Origin of the sequence: Vibrio sp. OPT41 (genome assembly GCF_015163595.1) — a bacterium.
Taxonomy (GTDB): Bacteria; Pseudomonadota; Gammaproteobacteria; order Enterobacterales; family Vibrionaceae; genus Vibrio; species Vibrio alginolyticus.
The window spans coordinates 131937-153588 of sequence record NZ_JADDYH010000015.1; the positions used below are offsets into that span (position 1 = coordinate 131937).

Below are 21652 nucleotides of genomic sequence, written 5' to 3' on the forward strand. Positions count from 1 at the left end.
CCTTTTCACTTTTCCGCCTATTTTTGGCAGGTGATAGCATCTGTGCAAGATGAATTACGGCCCTTTTGCCGTTTACATAGGAATTTGGGAAATGCCTCGCGGGTTTACGTTGTTGGAGCTTCTTATTACTGTTGCTGTCTTGTCAGTACTACTACTTTTTGTCGCCCCAAGTTTTTCAAAAGTTAGCCAACACATGAAAATAGTGAATTTAGCCAACGAATTACAGGGTTTTTTGATCCAAGCGAAATCGGAATCGGTGATGAGAAATCAAGATTTTTGGGTTCATATTCAAGGCTTGCCTTCATCCACCGGAAGCTGGAAGCTCACACTCTCGAGTGTATCGAATGTCACTGACATTACTTCAATGAATACTGTTGCTGAGCTGCAAGGTCATCTATATCGGGGTCTGGTGGTGTCGAGTAATATAACTAGCGTCAAGTTTGATCGTGTTATGGGGAATCCCAAAAATGCGGGAAGTATTCACCTGAAGAAATCTCAAGCGGATACCAGTCCGATAAAAGTAACTGTTCATAACGGAGCAGGGCGAGTAAAAGTGTGCGCTATGAATAAGGCAAAATATGGCTTTGAACAATGCTAAACAGCAGGGTAGTACACTTGTTGAGTTTATGATTGCTGCGTTGTTAGGACTTGTCGCTTTGGGCATTGTTGGCGCAGTGTTTCTTTCTAACCAAAAAACAGCTGTGCAGCGAAGCAAGGAAATAATGCTACTTCAGCAGATGAGTAGTGTAATTCAACAAGTGAAAGAGGATATTCAGCGAGCAGGGTTTGATGGTATTACGACAAAATCAATGATGCTTTCCGGTTCTCCTAGCGTTCTATATCAACAATCCGAAAAAATCGGTTATGTTTATCGAAACACAGCAAGCTCTGTGAGTAATACGATATATCGGTTAAAGGATAATATGTTGGAATATTGCCAGGATGATTCACCATCACCTTTAAGTGTCGTGTCTGCTGCTAGTGGATGTTTTGATCTTTTTGATCCTAAGCAAATTAAAGTAACTCAATTTGGTGTTAGTCGAACATTACTATCAGGTTCGTCAATAGAGAGTGCGTTTATTTCTATTTCAATGGCCGCTGAATTAAAAAATGATCCGGCAATTTCTCACGCCATTTTATTACAAGTTCAGCAAAGGAATTGGCAATGATACGTAAGCATCAACAAGGAGTGGCCACGTTACTTATTACTTCCATACTGCTCTCTGTCGCTTTGGTTGTGACGTTAGGGTCATATAAGAATCTATTTTATCAAATTAAGCGTGCGCAGAATGAAGTTAGTTCTCGGCAACAGCACTGGGAAGCGGAAGGGGGGCTTGAGTGTCTATTTGCTTATGTCACAGATGATGTATCCATAGTGAACGAGCTCATCCCAATTAATCACAATAATTTAAATACCTTATGTAAGAGGGAATTAAACCTTAGCCAGCTGAACGTTACTGATATAGGGGCAGGAGTCTATCGTATTAATTCTATATCTCACAATGGTTGGGCCCAGCTCAATAAAACTTTCAGTACACTAAGTAATCGTGGAAAAGGAGCGATACAAACCACATCCAAGTTAACTACTTATGGTGATTTAAAGGTTCATCCAGATGCGAAAGGTGATCTTAATTCTGACAATCTGTATGAATGCATATCACTGACTTATCGGTATAGTTATACCATGGAAGGCGGAAGCACAGGATCAAAATATAACACTGCATCAATAAGAGCGAATAGCTTATATGATGGTTCTCCTGCTGGAGGGTGTACCGCTGCAACGACAACCAATGTTACAGTAAAAGCTGGGAATGCAATTACGAAAACTAATAAACCTGAAACTTCTGATCCGCAGCTAAAAGGCGATTTTGTTTATGACTCTGAAGTCGATCCATTCCAAACCTTTTTTGATTACAAAAAAACACCGGAAAACATTGATAAAGTCAAAGCTTCATTTCCGAAAGCTGGGAAAATCAATTTGTCAAATGCGACACAGTGTAAATCAGCTATCGAAAATGCTTTTAAGGAAGTAGATAAGGTTTGGATTACTGGTGACTGCGCCATTCACGGGAATTTAGCACTTCAAGGCAACCATGAGAAATATACGTTAGTTATTCAAGATGGTATTTTTATCAATACTGGTTCAACAACATTTCAGGGTTCGCTTTTTCATTTAGTCGATAAAACTAAACCACAGTTTGCTCCTGATGAGTTAAAAAGCTATTGGGAAAGTTTGTTCTCGAATGCTGATGGCTCACCGACTAATTTTACCATTGGTAAACAATATACTGATCTTACACAAACTGTTTATGTTGATGCAGGGGCATTTCACGCAACGGGTGGTTATGGTTTTGATACTGATGGGTTAAAAACCTCAATTGCGGGCTCAATGGAGTTACTATTTGATTCCAGCAAAAGACCTACAACAAGGAGAAATGATGTTCGTTGGCAAGAGGGAAGTTGGAATGCCAAGTAAACAACATGGTTTTAGTTTAATTGAAATAATGATTTCTTTTATTTTAATTGGTGTCGGTGCTCTTGGATTGGTTAAGTTGCAAGCTTACATTGAGCTGCGGGCAGATTACGCGATGCATAGCATTGAAGCGCTAAATCTTGCTGAGCAGAAATTAGAGTGGTTTCGTACGCGTGGGGCTATTTCTGCAGTCCCCTCGATGCCCGCCGCTAATTTTGATACAAATATTGTCTCTGGGGAAGATACTACGCACCCCTTGTATACTTTATCTTGGTCTGTGCCAACGGCAACTCTGTCGGGCGCACTTAAAACGATACATATGGAAGCTCTATGGCAAGATCGCCACGGTAAAATACAATCGGTAGAGCTGAAAACCATGATCTCTAAACATAGCGAATTTGATTAAATAGTCTAGGTTCCTGTTTTACGCCGATTCAATCAAAACCGATTGGAGTTCTGGATAAGGTGTTCACTGTCCGCGTTGCCCTTTTTATATTGAAGAGAATTATTTCTTGCTTCTCATCACGTATAGTTTCTTTTCTTAAAACTATCTATTCATCGCTCTATGCAACCTCTGTTTTTGCCAGCTCGTTTACTAAATGTATATGTTGATTTTTCCATAATGTTTCAGGCTTGTATCTTTGGTTTTGTTTTTTTGCAAAATATGTCTCCAATTATGAAAAAAAATCTAGAACCTTGTGCTTTCTCCATTAGTGTTTACTAGAATACTCGTTGGATAGTAGGCCGTTATAATTATTCAAATAGGCCTTGGCACCAACATCATTCACTATGGAGTTACCATGAGTAACCAAGCTGTAAATAAAGCACCATCATCGAAGCCGAGCGGGATGGAGCGCTTTTTAAACTTTATCGAGAGGACAGGTAACAAAATCCCTGATCCTGCGATTTTGTTCTTCTGGGCATTGATCATTACTTGGGCGGCGTCAGCACTTTTGTCGAATGTATCATTCGATCTTCCAAACCCTCGAACGGGCGAAGCTCTTACTATCACCAACTTACTTACGGGCGAAGCGCTAGCAAGTTTCCTTGCTAACATGGTGACGACGTTTACTGGCTTTGCGCCACTGGGTATCGTACTTGTCGCAATGCTAGGTGTGGGTGTTGCAGATTCTTCGGGTTTTATTACGACGGGTCTTAAGAAGATGCTGAACTTCACGCCAGCTAAGCTTCTTACTCCAATGCTGATTTTGGTTGCTATTGTGTCGCATACTGCGGCAGATGCAGGCTATGTTCTGGTTATTCCTCTTGGCGGTATTATCTTCCATGCGGCAGGTCGTCACCCTTTAGCAGGTATTGCGGCAGCATTTGCAGGTGTATCTGGTGGCTTCTCTGCAAACTTTATCCCTTCAGGTATCGATCCGCTATTGGCTGGCTTTACGCAAACTGCGGCGCAGGTTCTTGATCCTGAATATGTGGTTAACCCATTAGCGAACATCTTCTTCACTGGCCTATCCTCTATCATTATTGTGGGGATTGGTTGGTACGTGACAGAGAAAATCATCGAGCCTCGTTTATCAAAAATGCCAATTGATGATGATGCGGAAACCGCGCCAAACCTAGGTTCATTTACTGAACTGGAATCAAAAGCATTCCGTTATGCAGGTTGGGCAATGATGGCGGGTATTGCTTTACTTGTTGCAGCGTTAATTCCAGAAACATCAGCACTTCGCTCGCCTGAAGGTGAAATTACTGCCTTCTCAGCACCGATAATGAAGTCTATCGTGCCGTTGATCTTTATTCTGTTTATCATTCCTGGTTACGTTTACGGTAAAGTGTCTGGAACGTTCAAGACCAGCAACGACATTATCAAAGCGATGGCTGATACTATGTCAACCATGGGCGCATACATTGTTATGTCGTTCTTCTGTGCTCAGTTCCTATCTGCATTTGCTCAGTCAAACATCGGTACGATGCTAGCGTTGTATGGCGCAGAAGGCTTAAAAGCGATGAACCTACCAGGTGAAGTGACCATCATCGGTATGATCCTTCTAACCGCGTCTGTAAACCTACTTATTGGTTCGGCATCGGCAAAATGGGCTTTAATTGGTCCAATCTTAGTGCCAATGCTAATGGCGGTTGGTATCTCGCCTGAGCTGTCTCAAGCGGCTTACCGTGTGGGTGACTCTGTATCGAACATCATTTCGCCTCTAATGGTATTTTTCCCTCTTGTAGTGGTTTACTGTCAGCGTTATGTGAAGTCGGCTGGTATCGGTACGCTTGCGTCACTAATGATGCCATTCTCGATCGCAATGCTGATCGGTTGGTCTATCTTCCTAGTTGCTTATTGGATGGTAGGTATCCCGCTAGGCATTCAAGCTCCTTACACTTACACAATGTAAAAACGTTTAGGGTGTGAAAGCCGCTAATTGGCAGCCAAAAAGCGCAGGTCTTCGATCTGCGCTTTTTTGTTCTCGTAAAACGAACATCGATAGGTCTTGTAACTAGTTTTTTGGAGTTGCAGACTTTGTCCCGTGATGTGTCGCTGTAGTGAAGCCGAAGTTGGTGATAAAATTCCCGACTTCAATCATTTTTGTTTCTTTGGAGCCTCCTTTGTCTAACCATCCGTTTACCCCTCAAGATGAATTGTTTATGCGCAGAGCGATGGAGCTTGCTGAGCAAGCAGAAGCTGAGGGGGAAGTACCTGTTGGCGCAGTGCTTGTCAAAGATGGTGAAATTATCGCTGAGGGGTGGAATCGCTCTATTGGTACTAATGACGCTACCGCACATGCTGAGATCCAAACGCTGCGTAAAGCAGGCCAAAAGCTAGAAAATTACCGCCTTCTGGATACGACGTTATATGTAACACTTGAGCCATGCCCAATGTGTGCCGGAGCCTTATTGCATAGCCGCGTTAAGCGGGTTGTTTTTGGAGCGCCAGATTTAAAAGCTGGAGCTGCAGGAACAGTGCTTAATTTGTTTGAAAGCCAAGCCGCTTACCATTACGCCTTAGTTGAAAAGGGGCTGCTAGAAGATGAGTGCCGCACTCAGCTACAAGCGTTTTTTAAGCGTCGCCGAAAGGAAATTAAAGCGAAGAAGCAAGCACAAAAAGCATTAGAAAATCGAGAGAGCGAGCAAGGTAGTGGGAGTAGTGAGGGCTAGCAAACACCTACAACGTGGTAGATGTTTGTTTGGACGCACTAGTGATTGACTAAATGTACAAAAACACGATTACGTGAACTTACTTTCTTTTTCATACATGTCAGTTTACGTTTACGTCGGATAGCAGCTACTGTGTTATTTAAACGCTTTGACTGCACTCTACGTCTTCTCATATTCAAAACCTCCTGCAGACAAGACTTATACCAGTAAAGCGCGGCTCATCGATGCTTGGCAATAGGCTCGATAATCGCACTAAACATTGTATGGTTTAAACGTTCTTCATTTGACTTCTGCATTGCACAGAGCCAGCAAACAATTTCAATACGATGCTTAATAATAGGAGTGACGTTATTTCGGCAGAGTGTAGCCGAAAGCGCCGCTTCATCAAGTGAGCTAAACCATGTGGTTGTAAAGTAATCTGTTACAAAGCAATCAGTTTTACTAACGATGAAGAAAAGGCGACCAACCAAAGGAATGGTTGAGTGTGGTTGGTGTCACTCAGAATATTGGAGTCTAGATAAGTTTTCGTTAGGACTCAACAAAAATGACGAGCTTCATAGGCTCGTCATTTTCTAGTTTACCGCGGGTTTATTCTTCAATGCTTTCTTGTTCGGTGTCTTCTTCAACCGTGACGTCAGAAGCGCCAGAGACTTGTTCTACGACGGTCTCTACTGCGCCCGATATCAAAATGTCGGGGTTGAGCGGCGGAATCACTTGCAAGTCATCGCTATTCTCATCAATCGCTGGCTGTTGGCTGACATGACCAATGATGGATTGGTAGTAACGTCGAATATTTTCTACGTAATTACGCGCTTCATCGCCTCTGGCGTACCCATAGCGAGTTTGGCTGTAATAGCGCTTCTGACGCAGTAAAGGCAGCCTATCTTTTACATCGGCCCAAGCGTTCGGATCGCCACCTTGTGCTTTGGTGAGTCGTCGTGCGTCCATCATGTGGCCGTAACCAATATTGTATGAAGCTAACGCAAACCATATTTTTTCATGCTCGTTGATGCTATCAGGCACGCGACCTACAATGCGACGTAAGTACTCGACACCACCACGAACAGATTGCTCAGGGTCTAAACGGTTTGTTACCCCGACGCTTTTCGCTGTTGGCAGAGTAAGCATCATCATCCCCCTAACACCCGTTGGCGATTTTGCTGTTGGTTTCCAATGTGACTCTTGATAAGCCAATGCTGCAATTAATCGCCAGTCGAACTCTTCGCTGTATTTTTGGAATAAAGGTGCCCATTTAGGCAATTTGTCATCCAGAGCTCGAATGAATGCGCGAGTATCAACGTAGTCAAATGCTTCAATATGACCAATGTACTTTTCTTCGAGGGTGGACAGTTCTCCTGATTGTTTGATGTTACCGAAAAACTCTATCAGCATTGCATACAAGCTTTCGTCTTCAGAACGTCGAGTAAACCAAGACACAGGTTGATCTTCTGTAAGTTCGAACGCGAGCGCAAGATCGGGGTAAAGGCGTTGAGCTAGGGAAAGTTCCACCGAATCAGTCACAGTAAAACGTAACTCACCCTTCGATACGTATTTGAGTAAGTCTCTCGTGTCAGCATCACCAACAATTTCAAACTGAAGTTCTGGATACTGCTTCTTTAACGCTGTTAGGGTCGGAACATATTGCGATTGTTCAACGATCTTTAATGTTTGAGCGCCTGCATTTGTATCTTCGTCGGACTCGTCGTCTTTCGAGGCTTGGTATTCAATGAGTTGTTCGATATCACGTGGTCGAAGTTGCCCTTTTTTATATACCACTTGTTGGCTTACATAATAATAGGCAGGGCCTGGTCTAAATCGTTTGACTGCTTGTGACGTTTGATTTAAACCCGTAGCGATGATATCGATATCTCCTTTCTTAAGAGCAGGAAAAAGCTCAGCTTGGCGAAAGGCTGGTTTAATCTCGAGTTTGACGCCGAGCTGCTCCGCAAACTGACGCGCCAATTCGTAATCCAACCCTGCGGGACCATCGGGACCTATGTAGTAGGAAAGCTGATTGTTTAGCGTGCCAACACGAAGCACACCACGTTCTTGAATTTTTTCAAATTCACTTTTGGGCTCCGACTCAATCTGGCAAGCAGAGAGTAAAAGAACAGAAACTAAAATTAGAGCACTGCGCTTGAGCCGGTTGAAGTGACTTATTTGCATTGATAGGTACATCTTGGAAAATTTCTATTTGCCTTTATATCAAAGCGAGCTCATGGGGCAAAGTGAATCACACACTTATAACGTGACATTGTGTGTTTTATCGACATTTTAGTTGTAATTCAAATTTGACAAAAAAAATGACGCAAACGGTTGCTTTTGGTGTTACATCACAAAAACAATTACTATATAATGCGCTCGCAATGACGAGGTGGAATCGGCATAGGTTCGACAGGGCTTATTTTAAGTGTCTGAATTTATTCCAATATCACCTTAATCAATTGCATAAGAGACCTAAGCACATGAGAATTTTGCGTGGCTCCCCAGCTCTTTCTGAGTTTCGTGTTAATAAACTACTGGAACTTTGTCGTGAACAAGATCTGCCTGTAACTGGCATTTATGCCGAGTTTATGCACTTTGCCGATCTAAAGTCAGACCTTGATGACCAAGAGTTAGAAAAACTTGAAAAGTTACTAACTTACGGCCCAACCATCGAAGAGCATGAGCCTGAAGGTCTTCTACTTCTTGTCACGCCTCGTCCTGGCACTATCTCGCCTTGGTCTTCTAAATCTACCGATATCGCTGTTAACTGTGGTCTGGAGAAAGTGAAACGTCTAGAGCGTGGTACGGCTTATTATGTCGAATCTTCAGTTGTTCTCTCAGAAGCTCAAGCTGACGCTGTTAAAGCGTTAATTCACGACCGCATGATGGAAACAGTATTCACAGAATTTGAAGCCGCATCAGCATTATTTACTGTTGCAGAGCCTAAGCCTGTCGCACATGTTGATATCTTAGCTGGCGGTCGTCTTGCGCTTGAAGAGGCAAACGTTTCCCTTGGCTTGGCACTCGCAGAAGATGAAATTGATTACTTGGTAGAGAACTTTACTAAGCTTGGGCGTAACCCAAACGACATTGAATTGATGATGTTTGCTCAGGCGAACTCAGAGCATTGTCGCCACAAAATTTTTAACGCAGATTGGACTATCGACGGGGTAGATCAACCTAAGTCTTTGTTCAAAATGATCAAAAACACTTTTGAAACGACACCTGACTATGTGCTGTCTGCATACAAAGACAACGCAGCCGTTATGACAGGTTCTAAAGCGGGGCGTTTCTTCCCTGACCCTAAATCTCGTCAATACACGTACCACCATGAAGATACGCACATCTTGATGAAGGTAGAAACGCACAACCACCCAACGGCAATCTCTCCATGGCCGGGCGCATCGACTGGCTCAGGCGGTGAAATCCGTGACGAAGGCGCGACGGGTATCGGCGGTAAGCCAAAAGCGGGTCTGGTTGGTTTTACAACCTCTAACTTACGTATTCCTGGTTTTGAACAGCCATGGGAAACCGACTTCGGCAAGCCGGGTCGTATTGTGAATGCGTTAGACATCATGCTTGAAGGCCCTCTTGGCGGCGCGGCATTCAACAACGAATTTGGTCGTCCAAATCTATTGGGTTACTTCCGTACTTACGAAGAAAAAGTCACTTCTCATGCGGGTGAAGAAATTCGTGGTTACCACAAACCAATCATGATTGCTGGTGGTATGGGTAACATCCGCGATGAACACGTACAGAAGAAAGAGATTCCAGTGGGTGCGAGCCTAATCGTACTTGGTGGTCCGGCAATGAACATCGGTCTTGGTGGTGGTGCGGCATCTTCCATGGCATCTGGTCAGTCAGCAGAAGATCTGGACTTCGCTTCAGTACAGCGTGAAAACCCAGAGATGGAACGTCGCTGTCAGGAAGTGATCGACCGTTGTTGGCAGTTAGGCGACGACAACCCAATCGCATTTATCCATGATGTGGGTGCAGGCGGTATCTCTAACGCATTGCCTGAACTTGTCGACGACGGTGAGCGTGGCGGTAAGTTCCAATTACGCGATGTACCAAACGATGAGCCGGGCATGAGCCCACTGGAAATCTGGTGTAACGAATCACAGGAACGTTACGTTCTAGCGGTAGCGCCAGAAAACATGGAAGCATTCGACGCCATCTGTAAGCGTGAACGCGCACCGTATGCAGTGGTGGGTGTGGCGACAGAAGAGCGTCATCTAACGCTAGAAGATTCTCACTTCGACAATACGCCAATCGATATGCCAATGGATATCCTGCTTGGTAAGCCACCGAAGATGCACCGCGACGCAACCACACTAAAAGTGGAAAGCCCTGCCATTGTTCGTGATGGTATTGAGCTTAATGAAGCGGTGGATCGCGTACTTCGTCTTCCTGCTGTTGCAGAAAAAACATTCCTAATTACTATCGGTGACCGAACAGTAACGGGTCTGGTTGCTCGTGATCAAATGGTTGGTCCTTGGCAGGTACCAGTAGCAAACTGCGCAGTAACAGCGGCAAGCTACGACACTTACCATGGCGAAGCAATGTCGATGGGTGAGCGCACGCCAGTGGCATTACTAGACTTTGGAGCATCGGCTCGCCTAGCCGTTGGTGAGTCACTAACGAACATTGCGGCAACAGACATCGGTGATATTAAACACATTAAACTGTCTGCGAACTGGATGTCTCCAGCGGGTCACCCAGGTGAAGATGCGGGTCTTTACGAAGCAGTGAAAGCAGTTGGTGAAGAATTGTGTCCTGCGTTAGGTTTGACTATCCCAGTAGGTAAAGACTCCATGTCGATGAAAACCAAGTGGGAAGAAAACGGCGAGAGCAAAGAAGTCACTTCTCCACTGTCGTTAGTTATCACGGCATTTGGTCGTGTGGAAGACGTACGTAAGACCGTGACTCCACAACTACGCACTGACAACGGAAAGACTTCTCTAGTTCTTGTTGACTTGGGTAACGGCAAAAACCGCTTAGGTGCGACAGCATTGGCACAAGTATACAAACAGCTGGGTGACAAACCTGCTGACGTAGATAATGCAGAGCAGCTAAAAGGCTTCTTTGATGCAATGCAAGCGTTAGTACGTGATGACAAGCTAGTGGCTTACCACGATAAAGGCGACGGCGGTCTTTTTGTTACACTGGCTGAGATGGCATTCGCGGGCCACTGTGGCGTAAAAGCGAACATCGCAGAGCTGGGTGATGATGCGCTAGCCGTTCTATTTAACGAAGAGCTAGGTGCGGTTGTTCAAGTTAAGAATGATGATCTAGATTCAGTTCTATCTACTCTGGCGGCAAACGGCTTAGAGGCATGCTCACATGTGATTGGTTCTGTTGAAGCTTCAGACGACTTTGTTATCACTTCTGGTGATGCAGTTGTACTTGAACGTTCACGTACCGAACTACGCGTTATCTGGGCTGAAACAACGCATAAGATGCAAGGTCTACGTGATAACCCAGCGTGTGCAGACCAAGAGCACGAAGCTAAGAAAGACAACTCTGACCCTGGTCTAAACGTTAAGCTCAGCTTCGACGTAAATGAAGACGTTGCAGCACCGTACATTGCGAAAGGTGCTAAACCTAAGATGGCAATTCTACGTGAGCAGGGCGTTAACTCCCACGTCGAAATGGCAGCAGCGTTTGACAGAGCTGGTTTTGAAGCAACCGACATCCATATGAGCGATATCCTAACGGGCCAAGCGGTACTGGATGAATACCATGGCCTAGTAGCTTGTGGTGGCTTCTCTTACGGCGACGTACTAGGTGCGGGTGAAGGTTGGGCTAAGTCTATCCTGTTTAACGCACAAGCTCGTGAACAGTTCCAAGCCTTCTTCAACCGTGAAGAGACGTTCTCTTTAGGTGTATGTAACGGTTGTCAGATGCTATCAAACCTGAAAGAGCTGATCCCAGGTGCAGACTTGTGGCCACGTTTTGTGCGCAACGAATCTGAGCGTTTTGAAGCGCGCTTTAGTCTAGTTGAAGTTCAGAAATCTGATTCTGTATTCTTCGACGGAATGGCTGGTTCGCGCATGCCAATCGCGGTTTCCCACGGTGAAGGGCGTGTAGAAGTACGTGATGCAGAGCACCTAGCAGCGATTGAAGCATCAGGTACGGTTGCGGTTCGTTACGTGGATAACCTCGGTAACCCAACACAACAATACCCGAACAACCCGAATGGTTCGCCAAACGCGATTACCGGTTTAACAACAACAGACGGTCGCGTAACTATCATGATGCCTCACCCAGAGCGCGTATTCCGCACAGTTGCAAATTCTTGGGCTCCGGAAGGTTGGGGTGAAAATGGCGCTTGGATGCGTATGTTCCAAAATGCCCGTAAGAATATCGGTTAATTAACCAAAGGTTAATCTAGCTTAAGTAAAGCGTTGGTTGAGAGACCAGCGCTTTCTTTTTTCTTATCACTCTTTTTTCTTCGTCGCTCTTTCTAGTGACTTGGCGAAACGTTGCTTTGTTCTGCCTCTTCTTTGTCATCTATTATCTAGCGTAAAAAACTTGCAGCGTTTAGATTACTTTTATGCTCTAATACCGCGCTTACCGAGGGATGGTGTTAAACAGCTCAGCTTAGATGGAGTTATCAAGTTGACCGAATCCCTGATTGATCCCTAAATCCCTTAGGAAATGAAAGAAATGTCTAAGAATCCAAAATTTGCTATCCGCGTCACTGAAAAACGTAACGGCTGGAGCGCAGAAATCACTCGCCAAGTGACATCTCGTAAGACTGTAGTATCAAAGCGTGAAACAGGCTTTGACAGCGAAGAGAAAGCACAAGCTTGGGCTGAACAAGAACTGGCTGGATTTATCCAAAACCAAGTGGTTCGTAACGAGCGTAAAGCCGCGCAACGTCAAGAGCGTGAAGCAGAACAACTAGCGGCAAAAGTTCGTAAAGAAGAAGCCCGCAAAGCACGTGAAATCGAAGTAGACACTGACGAAGAATAAGTTTAAATCGGTGAGATGGTGACGTTACCCATCAAACAAATAGTGAAAATGCCCTGAGTTTTGTCTCAGGGCATTTTTTATTTATATCGGCTAAAAACAATCCGACGATACGGACAAGCTAAACGTGCCGTCTTCAGGGGCTGCAAATTGTTTATTGCCAGGAAGAAGGTGAGGGTTATTAGCATAAGTGCGATGTGTCGATTTGACCTTTGCAGAATGTCTTTCCGGTAAATCAAAGTGTTGTAAGCCGTCAGATAGATCGTTTGCTTCACCGTAGTCGAAATGTGTTGCGACGTCTTTGGGCTGCTTGGCGTAACGACAGTGATCCGGCTTACCATCTTCGTGCCAAGTTAAAGAGTTAGTTTTTGCATCTAGATTCAGGTTATTTGCTGTTGGCTGTGCGTAAAAATCTTCTGAAACTTGGTGCTTGCTTTGTTCTTGTAAGTAGTCTGCAATGTTCTCAGAAGCTTGCGCTAGGCTACCTACAGGGAAGAAGCAAATCAGAAGAAGCCGTGTTTTTAGATTGTTCATAATGTGTATGCAAGCAAAAGGAAATGATAATACTGATAAATAAAACGGCGTGCAATTATGGCCATTGGATACGATATAACAGGGCAGTTAATGTCTGCCCTGCATCTTTTAGGTATGGTTAGTATTGATAAGTGAGGTGCAGTTTGACTTCGCGACCAGGCGAAGGCACGCCATTAGATAGGTATGCTTCGTAGTAACGATCGGTTAAGTTTTTCACAACCGCGCCAACGCTCAAGCCTTCGACTTGTTGTATTTCCCAAACCACGTAAGCGTTTTGTAGCGTGTATTGCTCACTTGGCGATTTCACTTTTAAATTATTACCGCTTGCCTTGGTTTTGGTTTGCGCATCATACCAGCGGACTTCCCAGCCCGTACGTAAACCAGGAATCCATTCGTAACCTAAACCCAGATTAATGTTTAATGGCGGTACATCAGGATGATCATCATCTGAACCTGTAGAGTCAGATAGGCTACCTTTGTTTTTGCCGCGAATGTAACTTGCTGAGAAATTACTGTAGAAATCTTCAATCCGGTATTGTGAAATTAGCTCAAAGCCATAGTTTTTAAAGCCATCTAGGTTTGTATTCCAGCTTTGTAACTCAGTAGTATTTTTGTCGAGGTTTTCGCCCGTTCGTATATCAACTGTGTCGCTAACATCGTTATAGAACATAGTTAACTCTGTTGCGAGGTTATCGCGAGAGTTCACCAGCCCTTCCGTTAAGTTGATAACGCTTGCTTGATAAGCATGGATACGAGACACGTCCAGATTCAAAGCAGTAGCCGTAGCGGTAGCTCGCGCATATTGCACTGAGTAGATGTTATCAACGGTTGGTGCTTTTAAAGCGTAGGCGTAGGAGGCGTTTAAACGCGTATTATTGCTCGCATCAAAGTCGATATCCAAACGTGGGCTAAAGCCTTTATGCGTCGTTTCACCATAGTCATGTCCGGCAGCTGGATCATTATAATCCGGCGCTGCGTTCCCTTTTCCTTCACTCTTGATGTATTCGTAACGCAGAGAAGGTGTGATTGTTAGGCGGTCTGTTGCTTGATAGTGATCAGCAATGTAAGCGGCATAAATTGACTGCGTGCCAGATGGTTCGTAGTAAGGGGTGTACCAACCGTAGTTTTTCGCTTCATTACTGTCGTATGATGCGTTGAATACTAACGAGTCTCTATCGGTTTTTTGATATTGAAGCCCAGTGACTAGAGTGTGGTCTCCGAATTGTGCTTGGTTAAACACATCAACGTAGTCACGCTCGTAACTCAGCCATGACTCATGACCGTAACTGCCAACAGAAACGAACATTTTCTCGAATGCTACGTCAGGGCGAACCCAATGACGATCGTTTTCGGAACGTGCCATTTTGATATTGAAATCAATATACGGGTTAGTCGGCATGTAGTGGTAAGAGATGGTTGTGGTGTTGTCCGTGTATTTGTTATCGACGGTGTAAGCGTATTGGGCTTTTTCTAATGAGCCGTATTTCTTGATATTGTATTCGGTGATGTTAGGCATTTTTCCGCGGCGGTTAGCCCAAGGTTTACGACCTTCATCTTTGTAGCGAGTGTGGCTAATTTCAAACTCGTGATCGTTGTTTTCATAACCGACCTTTACGAGCATGTTTTCTTGCTCATAACCTGAGTAATCCAACGTTTCACCACCTCCGACTTTAATGTCATCAGAATCTTTTACCGAGCCATTCGCTAGAAAATAAAAACCAGTATCGTTTTTACCATAGAGTGTTAGCGTGTAGGCGTTCTCATCACCGTTAGTGTTGTATGCACTTGAGATGCGAGCACCAAAGTTTCTGTCGCCGTAAAGGAGATCATCGACACTTTTGGTTTTAATGCGAATGGAGCCACCAAACTTCCCGTTGAGTGCTCGATAGTCGTGCGCGCCCTTGATAATTTCTGCTTCGCCAATTAAGAACGGATCAAAAAAGAAGGTACCGTAGCGGTATTGTTGAAAGCCAATTGGAGCGCCATCGACAAAGACGGCGATATCGCTTGGATCATCAAAACCACGAATGTTAATACGTTCGCCACCAGAACGACCGCCACCATCTATTGATGCACCGGGAACGGCATCGATCATTGAGGCAAAATTAGAGTACTGTTGCTCTTCAATCTCTGACCAATTAATGGTGGTTTGCGCAGGCTCAGCAATGGTAATAGGTTTGGCATAACGAACGCCTATGACTTCAAGCTCTTCATTTGGCGCTGTCTCGGCATATGAATAAAGAGGGAAGAGCAAAGCCAGTGAAATGAGATTTACTTTGAATGGATGACTTTTTAATCGTTTCATATTGATGATTTATAGTGTTTTTATGAAGCTCGGATTATAAGAACATTATTGCGATTAATAAATGATAATGAGATTAATTATCAAATGTGTTTTTGCGACGGATTGTAAAGTTTTTTATCCATTCGTGGAAACTGCGATGAGTATCGTTAGCTTACATAAAACAAAAAGCCCAGCATCATGGACGCTGAGCTTATTGGCTTTAAACAAGATAGTGCGAACACTGTTGCTCCTTTTGAGCTAATCAGGCGCCTACTTGATAGGAATTACTGAGTTTCTAACGGTATCTGTCCGGTTGTCAGCGGCTCGGCATCGAATTCAGTGAGGCCTTCAATATAGCTTTCGACTGCTTGCTCTAAAGCATTATCACCTTGGTTAAAATAGGCAAGGTGGAAAATTGCATCGCCTTCGTTCACCAATGGTAATGTTTGTTGACCGATAACCAAACCACGCTTCGGGGCTTTTAGTTCTATCTCATCATGACCAAGAGGAGAGCTAATATAAGCGAGCGTTTCCCCCTGTTCTACTTTGTCTCCCAGATTAACGACAGTACGCAAAATGCCGTTACCTGACGCGCGAACCCAGCTGGTGGACTTCGCTATGATAGGCTCAGGCAGCTTTTTCCTGCTCGCACGCAACATACCAATGGCTTGCATTACGCGCCGAACCCCGAACACACCAGCGCTGATCGAAAGTGGATCAAAGCGCAATGCTTCGCCAGCCTCGTAGGTGAGCACTGGAATATCACATTTTTCTGCTTCACTGCGTAAAGAGCCATCACGCAATGCTGAATCAACAATCACTGGCGTTGCAAATGCTTGAGCAATACGCAGAGTTTCTGGGTTGCTTAAGTTTGCGCGGATCTGTGGCAAGTTCGTGCGATGAATGGCCCCTGTGTGTAGATCCAAAATGTAGTCACAACGCTTGGCAATGTTGTTAAAGAACCCGTGTGCCATACGAGATGCAAGTGCGCCTTTTTCACTGCCAGGAAAGCAACGGTTGAGATCTCGTCGGTCGGGCAAGTAACGAGATTTATGGATGAAACCAAAAACGTTAACGATAGGTACTGCAATGACAGTGCCTTTCAGTTTTTGTGGATCCAGTTGGTTAATGATCTGACGAACGATTTCTACGCCATTAAGCTCATCACCATGGATAGCGGCATTCACCATTAACACTGGTCCTTCTTGTTTCCCATGGATGATTTCCACAGGAATAGATAAAGGCGAATGTGTATATAGCTTCGCTGCTTCAAATTCGATCTCTAATCGTTGTCCTGGTTGTATTTGATGTCCTAAGAGCTCAAACACTTTGCTTTTTTTACTTCTGGCCATAAACCATCTCTGTCAAATGCGTCATCAGCAATGTAACAATTGCTGCAAAATCGCACTAATCATTCTCATTAAGGACACGACAAATTACTTTAATCGTCATGCGTGAAATTTTGGTATGTGTGAAGTTTTTGTTTTCAATATGATCTTTTCTATCAGTTTAATACATAACAAGCCATAGAGAAGAGAGCGCAATAATAGCCTTAAAAAATGTGACTGTATTAAAAATAATACTGTTCATGGAGGACAAAAAAACGGACTTTTAACCCTACTTTTTATCCGATAATATCCGCGCCGAATTTGAGGTTTCACACTTTCTAACTAGAGGTTTTGATGAAAAAGGCAATTGCTAAAATTGGTGCATTGACTGCGGTAGCAGTTTCACTTTCAGGTTGCGTAGGTAGTAATGCCGTGACAGGTTATGTCATGGGGTTTAACTTGAAAGCTGTTGACAACCGTTACGCTCGAGGTGGCCTAAATATGCTTTTAGCGCCTGTTTATGGTGTCGCGATCGCAGCGGATTATATCGTGTTTAACTCTCTAGAATTTTGGACGGGTAAGAACCCGTTAAATGGTAAGCCACATATCTTCGATACAAAGGTAGATACTTACATTGATGTCAATCACCAGTTAGATAAGTCGTTAACGACGGCACCAATCGCACCATTAGCGGATAACCGTGTCATTGAGCAGGGGCGAATGCAGCAAATCGATGAGAACACTGTTCAAATGGATATTACTTACAGTAACGGTGAAAAGGCGACACTCATGGGTGTACGCGATGGTGAGTTTGTTACTTACTACATTGATGGTGAAGTTGCTGCACAAACCTCAATGGATGAATTAGCCGCTTACGCGCAAAACCGTGTGTAGTTGGGTTCAACTAAACCAAAAAAAGGGTGCCGTATGGCACCCTTTGTCATTTTTCGTGATTGAATTATGCTTTCTCTGGAATCGCTTCTAAAAGCGCGACCATCTGTTCCCAGTACAACTGAACAGTATCAATCTTCACTTTCTCATCTGGAGAGTGAGGGAATTTTATTGTTGGACCGAAAGAAACCATATCCATGTGTGGGTATGGTTCTTTAAATAGGCCACACTCAAGACCAGCATGGATGACCATGATGTTCGGCTTATGACCGTAAATGCCTTCATACATATCACGGAAAATTGCCATGATCTCGGAATCTGCATCTGGCTTCCAGCCAGGGTAAGCGCCTGAGAACTGAATTTGTGCGCCTGCTAGCTCAGTAATCGAGCGCAGCATGCTTTCCACTTGGCTACGGCCAGAGTCAATGAGAGAACGAATCAAGCAAAGCACGGTGACTTTATTTTCTTCTGTGCTGATCACACCAACGTTTAGAGAAGTTTCAACAACGCCTTCCACCTCATCACTCATACGGATTACGCCGTTTGGACAAGCGTTAAGTGCCGCAATGAATCGTTGCTGATCGGCGATTGAAAATACTTGCGCGTCAGTCGTGATCGCTTCATTAAAGGTTACGATACCTGTTTCGATTTTACCCAATTCAGTTTTAAGCAGCTCAGTGTAGTGGTTGAACAGCTCAGCAAGCTTGTCTTGGTTTTCGACAGGAAGCGCGACAGTAACAAACGCTTCGCGAGGGATTGCATTACGTAAGCTACCGCCACGGAATTCGACTAAACGTAAATCAAGCTCTTGAGCATGACCGGCAAGGAAACGACCAAGTAATTTGTTGGCATTACCGCGACCTGTGTGAATGTCACAACCTGAGTGACCACCTTTTAGGCCTTTCAGCGTCAGTTGGCGTGTTACAAAACCTGCAGGCGTTGATTCTCGAGAAATATCGAAAGTCATGGTGCCATCAACGCCACCTGCACAACCCATGTAGACTTCGCCTTCTTGCTCAGAGTCTGTATTTAGAAGAATCTCACCCTCTAACCAACCAGCTTCAAGGCCAAATGCGCCAGTCATGCCTGCTTCTTCATCAATCGTCAGCAGAACTTCGAGTGGACCGTGCTTAATATCTTTAGATGCCAATACAGCAAGGCAAGAAGCCATACCAATACCGTTATCTGCACCAAGCGTTGTGCCTTTCGCAGTTACCCATTCGCCATCTATGTAAGGTTGGATTGGATCTTTGGTGAAGTCGTGTTCAGTGTCTTCGTTTTTCTGCGGCACCATGTCGATGTGTGCTTGAAGTACAACAGCCTTCTTATTTTCCATTCCTGGTGTCGCGGGCTTTTTGATGAACACGTTACCGGTTGGATCACGGCGAACGTCAAAGCCTTGCTCTGTTGCCCAGTTGATAATGTACTGTGCTAATGCTTCTTCATGTTTCGATGGATGAGGGATAGAACAAATCTTATCGAAAAACTGCCAAAGTGGAGCAGGTGATAAGGTACTGATCTCAGAATGGAACTCAGACACGGAGGACTCCTTTTGATGTGCTTTGCCAAATATATACCGTAAAAATATTGTCAAGGTAGCATTAAATGCTAGACGATTTGGCCTTCAAATTGCCGTTAGCATACCACCAGATAAGGAGTACGAGTAGTCGCGATCACAAGGATTTCTCTCAGAACTGTCACAGTTTGTGAATACAATAACAAGCACTATGTGTTCTCTATCATACATTCTGAAAGTGGCTTTATTTTTTAATTCATAAAATTGTAATTTAATTACATATAAACTTTGATAAAGGTCAATTTATGTATTTTTTGTGATTCCAATCACTAAAATGCTTGTAATTAAATTTCTTGGTGGTATATTTGTAACCAGCTTCTGAGAGAAGAATGAAATGCTCAAAGGATGAGTCCGTTTTATCGCCTCCAAGGAACCGAGAAATCAACGAATGTTTAATTGATTTAAAAGGTGATAGTTATGAAAGGTTTACCAAGTACAATGTTCTGGAATAGCAAGTCTGTTTACACCGGTAACTTTGTATACCCAACAAGCTTTGGCTACTAAGTGAAGTCAACGCATGTGACTCGAACAGTTTGTTCACCCCTATAAATTGGAATTTTTTTTCAGTGATAGTGCTGACATGATTCACCGCCACCCAAATTGGGTGGCGTTTTTTTATCTCTATTTTCTCTTCCTGACTCACTTATTGTCATCAAAGCCTTCTTCTATTCCCCATTCTTCGGTTTTATCGACTTTTCCACCAAATCTGTTAGATACCATGTTAAAAATGGGCCTTTTTCATCTGAAAGTTTAGTACATTGCTCAGTTTTTATTCTCTTTTAGGGAACTGTGTTATCTAGGTTACCTATTGTTTTGTAAGAATATATTCCTTTGCCTACTTTGATAGGTTAGAGAATGTGTTTCATATCCAAAGAAAAAAAACGCATTAGAGTGAAGATTCTATCTAGAATTTGCTATTTGATAACTTTATAATTCCCGCCAATCGATTACGCAACCGTTTACTTTTTTACCTTTACAGGATTCGATCATGCTCGAGAGGCTTTTTAAACTCAGTGAAAATGGCACAAATGTGCGCACTGAGATCATTGCAGGTGTTACGACCTTCCTAACTATGGCTTACATTATTTTTGTAAACCCAGCGATCCTGTCGGATACCGGTATGGACCGTGGCGCCATTTTTGTCGCGACTTGTCTTGCTGCCGCAATCGGCTGTTTTATCATGGGATTTGTTGCCAATTACCCAATCGCACAGGCACCAGGAATGGGCCTGAACGCATTTTTTACTTACTCTGTTGTATTGGGAATGGGTTATACGTGGCAAGTTGCGTTGGCGGCTGTATTTGTTTCTGGCCTTCTGTTCATTCTTTTAAGCGTATTTAAGATCCGTGAGTGGATTATTAACTCGATCCCGCATTCTCTACGAACAGGTATTTCAGCTGGTATTGGTCTTTTCTTAGCGTTTATCGCATTAAAAAATGCAGGTATCGTCGTTGATAACCCAGCGACATTAGTTTCTATGGGAGAGATCACATCATTGCCATCTGTATTGGCCGCGATTGGCTTCTTTCTTACGATTGCACTGGTTCACCGTGGTGTGAAAGGTGCGGTGATGATCGCCATTCTTGGCGTTACAGCGCTTGGTCTTCTATTTGGTGATGTGCAGTGGGGCGGTATTATGTCAACGCCACCAAGCATTGCGCCAACTTTCATGCAACTGGATTTCTCTGGTTTGTTTGAAGTAGGCATGATTTCCGTCGTATTTGCTTTCCTATTTGTCGATTTATTTGACACCGCAGGTACGCTCGTTGGCGTTTCTCAAAAAGCTGGTCTAACTGATGAGAATGGCAACATCCCTCGTTTAAACAAAGCGTTACTTGCAGACTCAACAGCAACGTCAGTAGGTGCATTACTTGGTACCTCTAACACGACATCTTATATTGAAAGCGTTTCTGGTGTAGCTGCGGGTGGGCGTACTGGTCTAACAGCCGTGGTTGTTGGTGTACTCTTCCTACTTGCTCTATTGTTCTCACCACTTGCGGGTATGATCCCTGCTTATGCAACGTCAGGTGCGCTATTCTATGTGGCGATCTTGATGCTGTCTGGGCTAGTAAGCATTGATTGGCGTGACTTAACTGAAGCGTCGCCAGTTGTTGTGACTTGTTTGGTGATGCCGCTAACATTCTCGATTGCAGAAGGTATCACGTTAGGCTTTATCGCATACGCGGCGATCAAATTATTTAGCGGCAAGGGCCGTGAAGTGTCGATGAGTGTATGGGTGATGTCAGCCATCTTCATCGTTAAATACCTCGTCGGTTAATTTCTCGAGCAAAAAGCCAGTGTGGATTTATTCACGCTGGCTTTTTCTTTTTTACGTTGTTCACAGAAGACGGTTTTTCTGCGGAATAGGCAGAGAATTTTGATATCACCGTTGGTATTAGCGGTGTGTTTCGGTAGAATAATCGTTTGCGCAGCTTGAAATCCTCGTCTCCAAACATTTTGGAGAAGTTAGTGAGCATTCCGCTTTT

15 protein-coding genes are annotated in these 21652 nt (G+C 44.0%); 10 read left to right on the forward strand and 5 right to left on the reverse strand.

Annotation, left to right across the window (positions count from 1 at the left end):
- Positions 1-91 precede the first annotated feature (91 nt).
- The 6 genes from IQP38_RS08355 (at position 92) to tadA (ending at position 5593) form a co-directional block, all read left to right on the forward strand.
- Entirely contained in the window at positions 92-598 is a 507-nt protein-coding gene (locus tag IQP38_RS08355) for a GspH/FimT family pseudopilin (RefSeq protein ID WP_017635698.1), read from the forward strand.
- Positions 579-1169 carry a PilW family protein gene (locus IQP38_RS08360; protein ID WP_017635697.1) on the forward strand — a complete coding sequence of 197 codons (591 nt, stop codon included), beginning with the start codon at positions 579-581 and terminating at the stop codon, positions 1167-1169. The genes IQP38_RS08355 and IQP38_RS08360 overlap by 20 nt, the downstream gene beginning before the upstream one ends.
- Positions 1166-2476 carry a hypothetical protein gene (locus tag IQP38_RS08365; RefSeq protein ID WP_006741845.1) on the forward strand — a complete coding sequence of 437 codons (1311 nt, stop codon included), beginning with the start codon at positions 1166-1168 and terminating at the stop codon, positions 2474-2476. Before IQP38_RS08360 ends, IQP38_RS08365 begins: the two co-directional genes overlap by 4 nt.
- Positions 2466-2879: a type IV pilus modification PilV family protein gene (locus tag IQP38_RS08370; protein ID WP_017635696.1), complete on the forward strand. Its 414-nt coding sequence runs from the start codon at positions 2466-2468 to the stop codon at positions 2877-2879. Before IQP38_RS08365 ends, IQP38_RS08370 begins: the two co-directional genes overlap by 11 nt.
- Before the next feature lie 394 nt (positions 2880-3273).
- Positions 3274-4833: an AbgT family transporter gene (locus IQP38_RS08375; protein WP_017635695.1), complete on the forward strand. Its 1560-nt coding sequence runs from the start codon at positions 3274-3276 to the stop codon at positions 4831-4833.
- Between the two features lie 211 nt (positions 4834-5044).
- Complete coding sequence (gene tadA, locus IQP38_RS08380) at positions 5045-5593, forward strand: tRNA adenosine(34) deaminase TadA (protein WP_025998702.1); 549 nt, start codon at positions 5045-5047, stop codon at positions 5591-5593.
- Positions 5594-6181: 588 nt separating this feature from the next.
- Here tadA and mltF read toward each other — a convergent pair.
- Positions 6182-7759 carry a membrane-bound lytic murein transglycosylase MltF gene (gene mltF / locus IQP38_RS08385; protein ID WP_025998701.1) on the reverse strand — a complete coding sequence of 526 codons (1578 nt, stop codon included), beginning with the start codon at positions 7757-7759 and terminating at the stop codon, positions 6182-6184.
- 299 nt (positions 7760-8058) lie between these two features.
- On the opposite strand from mltF, the gene purL reads away from it, so the two are divergent.
- Together purL and IQP38_RS08395 are read left to right on the forward strand one after the other, a co-directional pair.
- Positions 8059-11952 carry a phosphoribosylformylglycinamidine synthase gene (purL, locus tag IQP38_RS08390; RefSeq protein WP_193837497.1) on the forward strand — a complete coding sequence of 1298 codons (3894 nt, stop codon included), beginning with the start codon at positions 8059-8061 and terminating at the stop codon, positions 11950-11952.
- A 295-nt stretch (positions 11953-12247) separates the two neighbouring features.
- Entirely contained in the window at positions 12248-12556 is a 309-nt protein-coding gene (locus IQP38_RS08395) for a DUF3622 domain-containing protein (RefSeq protein WP_005381600.1), read from the forward strand.
- A gap of 90 nt (positions 12557-12646) precedes the next feature.
- On the opposite strand, the gene IQP38_RS08400 is transcribed toward IQP38_RS08395, so the two are convergent.
- The 3 genes from IQP38_RS08400 to IQP38_RS08410 form a co-directional block, all read right to left on the reverse strand.
- Positions 12647-13087 carry a hypothetical protein gene (locus IQP38_RS08400; protein WP_005381599.1) on the reverse strand — a complete coding sequence of 147 codons (441 nt, stop codon included), beginning with the start codon at positions 13085-13087 and terminating at the stop codon, positions 12647-12649.
- A 118-nt stretch (positions 13088-13205) separates the two neighbouring features.
- On the reverse strand, positions 13206-15392 hold the full coding sequence (locus IQP38_RS08405) for a TonB-dependent receptor domain-containing protein (protein ID WP_171346003.1): 2187 nt from the start codon (positions 15390-15392) through the stop codon (positions 13206-13208).
- Between the two features lie 263 nt (positions 15393-15655).
- Positions 15656-16723, reverse strand: a complete 1068-nt coding sequence (locus IQP38_RS08410; RefSeq protein WP_054576939.1) for a succinylglutamate desuccinylase/aspartoacylase family protein — start codon at positions 16721-16723, stop codon at positions 15656-15658.
- 330 nt (positions 16724-17053) lie between these two features.
- Between IQP38_RS08410 and IQP38_RS08415 the strand changes: the two genes are divergently transcribed.
- Positions 17054-17593, forward strand: a complete 540-nt coding sequence (locus IQP38_RS08415; RefSeq protein WP_005381596.1) for a DUF3332 domain-containing protein — start codon at positions 17054-17056, stop codon at positions 17591-17593.
- A gap of 64 nt (positions 17594-17657) precedes the next feature.
- Here IQP38_RS08415 and IQP38_RS08420 read toward each other — a convergent pair whose 3' ends face one another.
- Complete coding sequence (locus IQP38_RS08420; protein WP_115385776.1) at positions 17658-19130, reverse strand: aminoacyl-histidine dipeptidase; 1473 nt, start codon at positions 19128-19130, stop codon at positions 17658-17660.
- A 1024-nt stretch (positions 19131-20154) separates the two neighbouring features.
- Here IQP38_RS08420 and IQP38_RS08425 point away from each other — a divergent pair.
- Positions 20155-21444: an NCS2 family permease gene (locus IQP38_RS08425; protein WP_005381592.1), complete on the forward strand. Its 1290-nt coding sequence runs from the start codon at positions 20155-20157 to the stop codon at positions 21442-21444.
- Positions 21445-21652 lie beyond the last annotated feature (208 nt).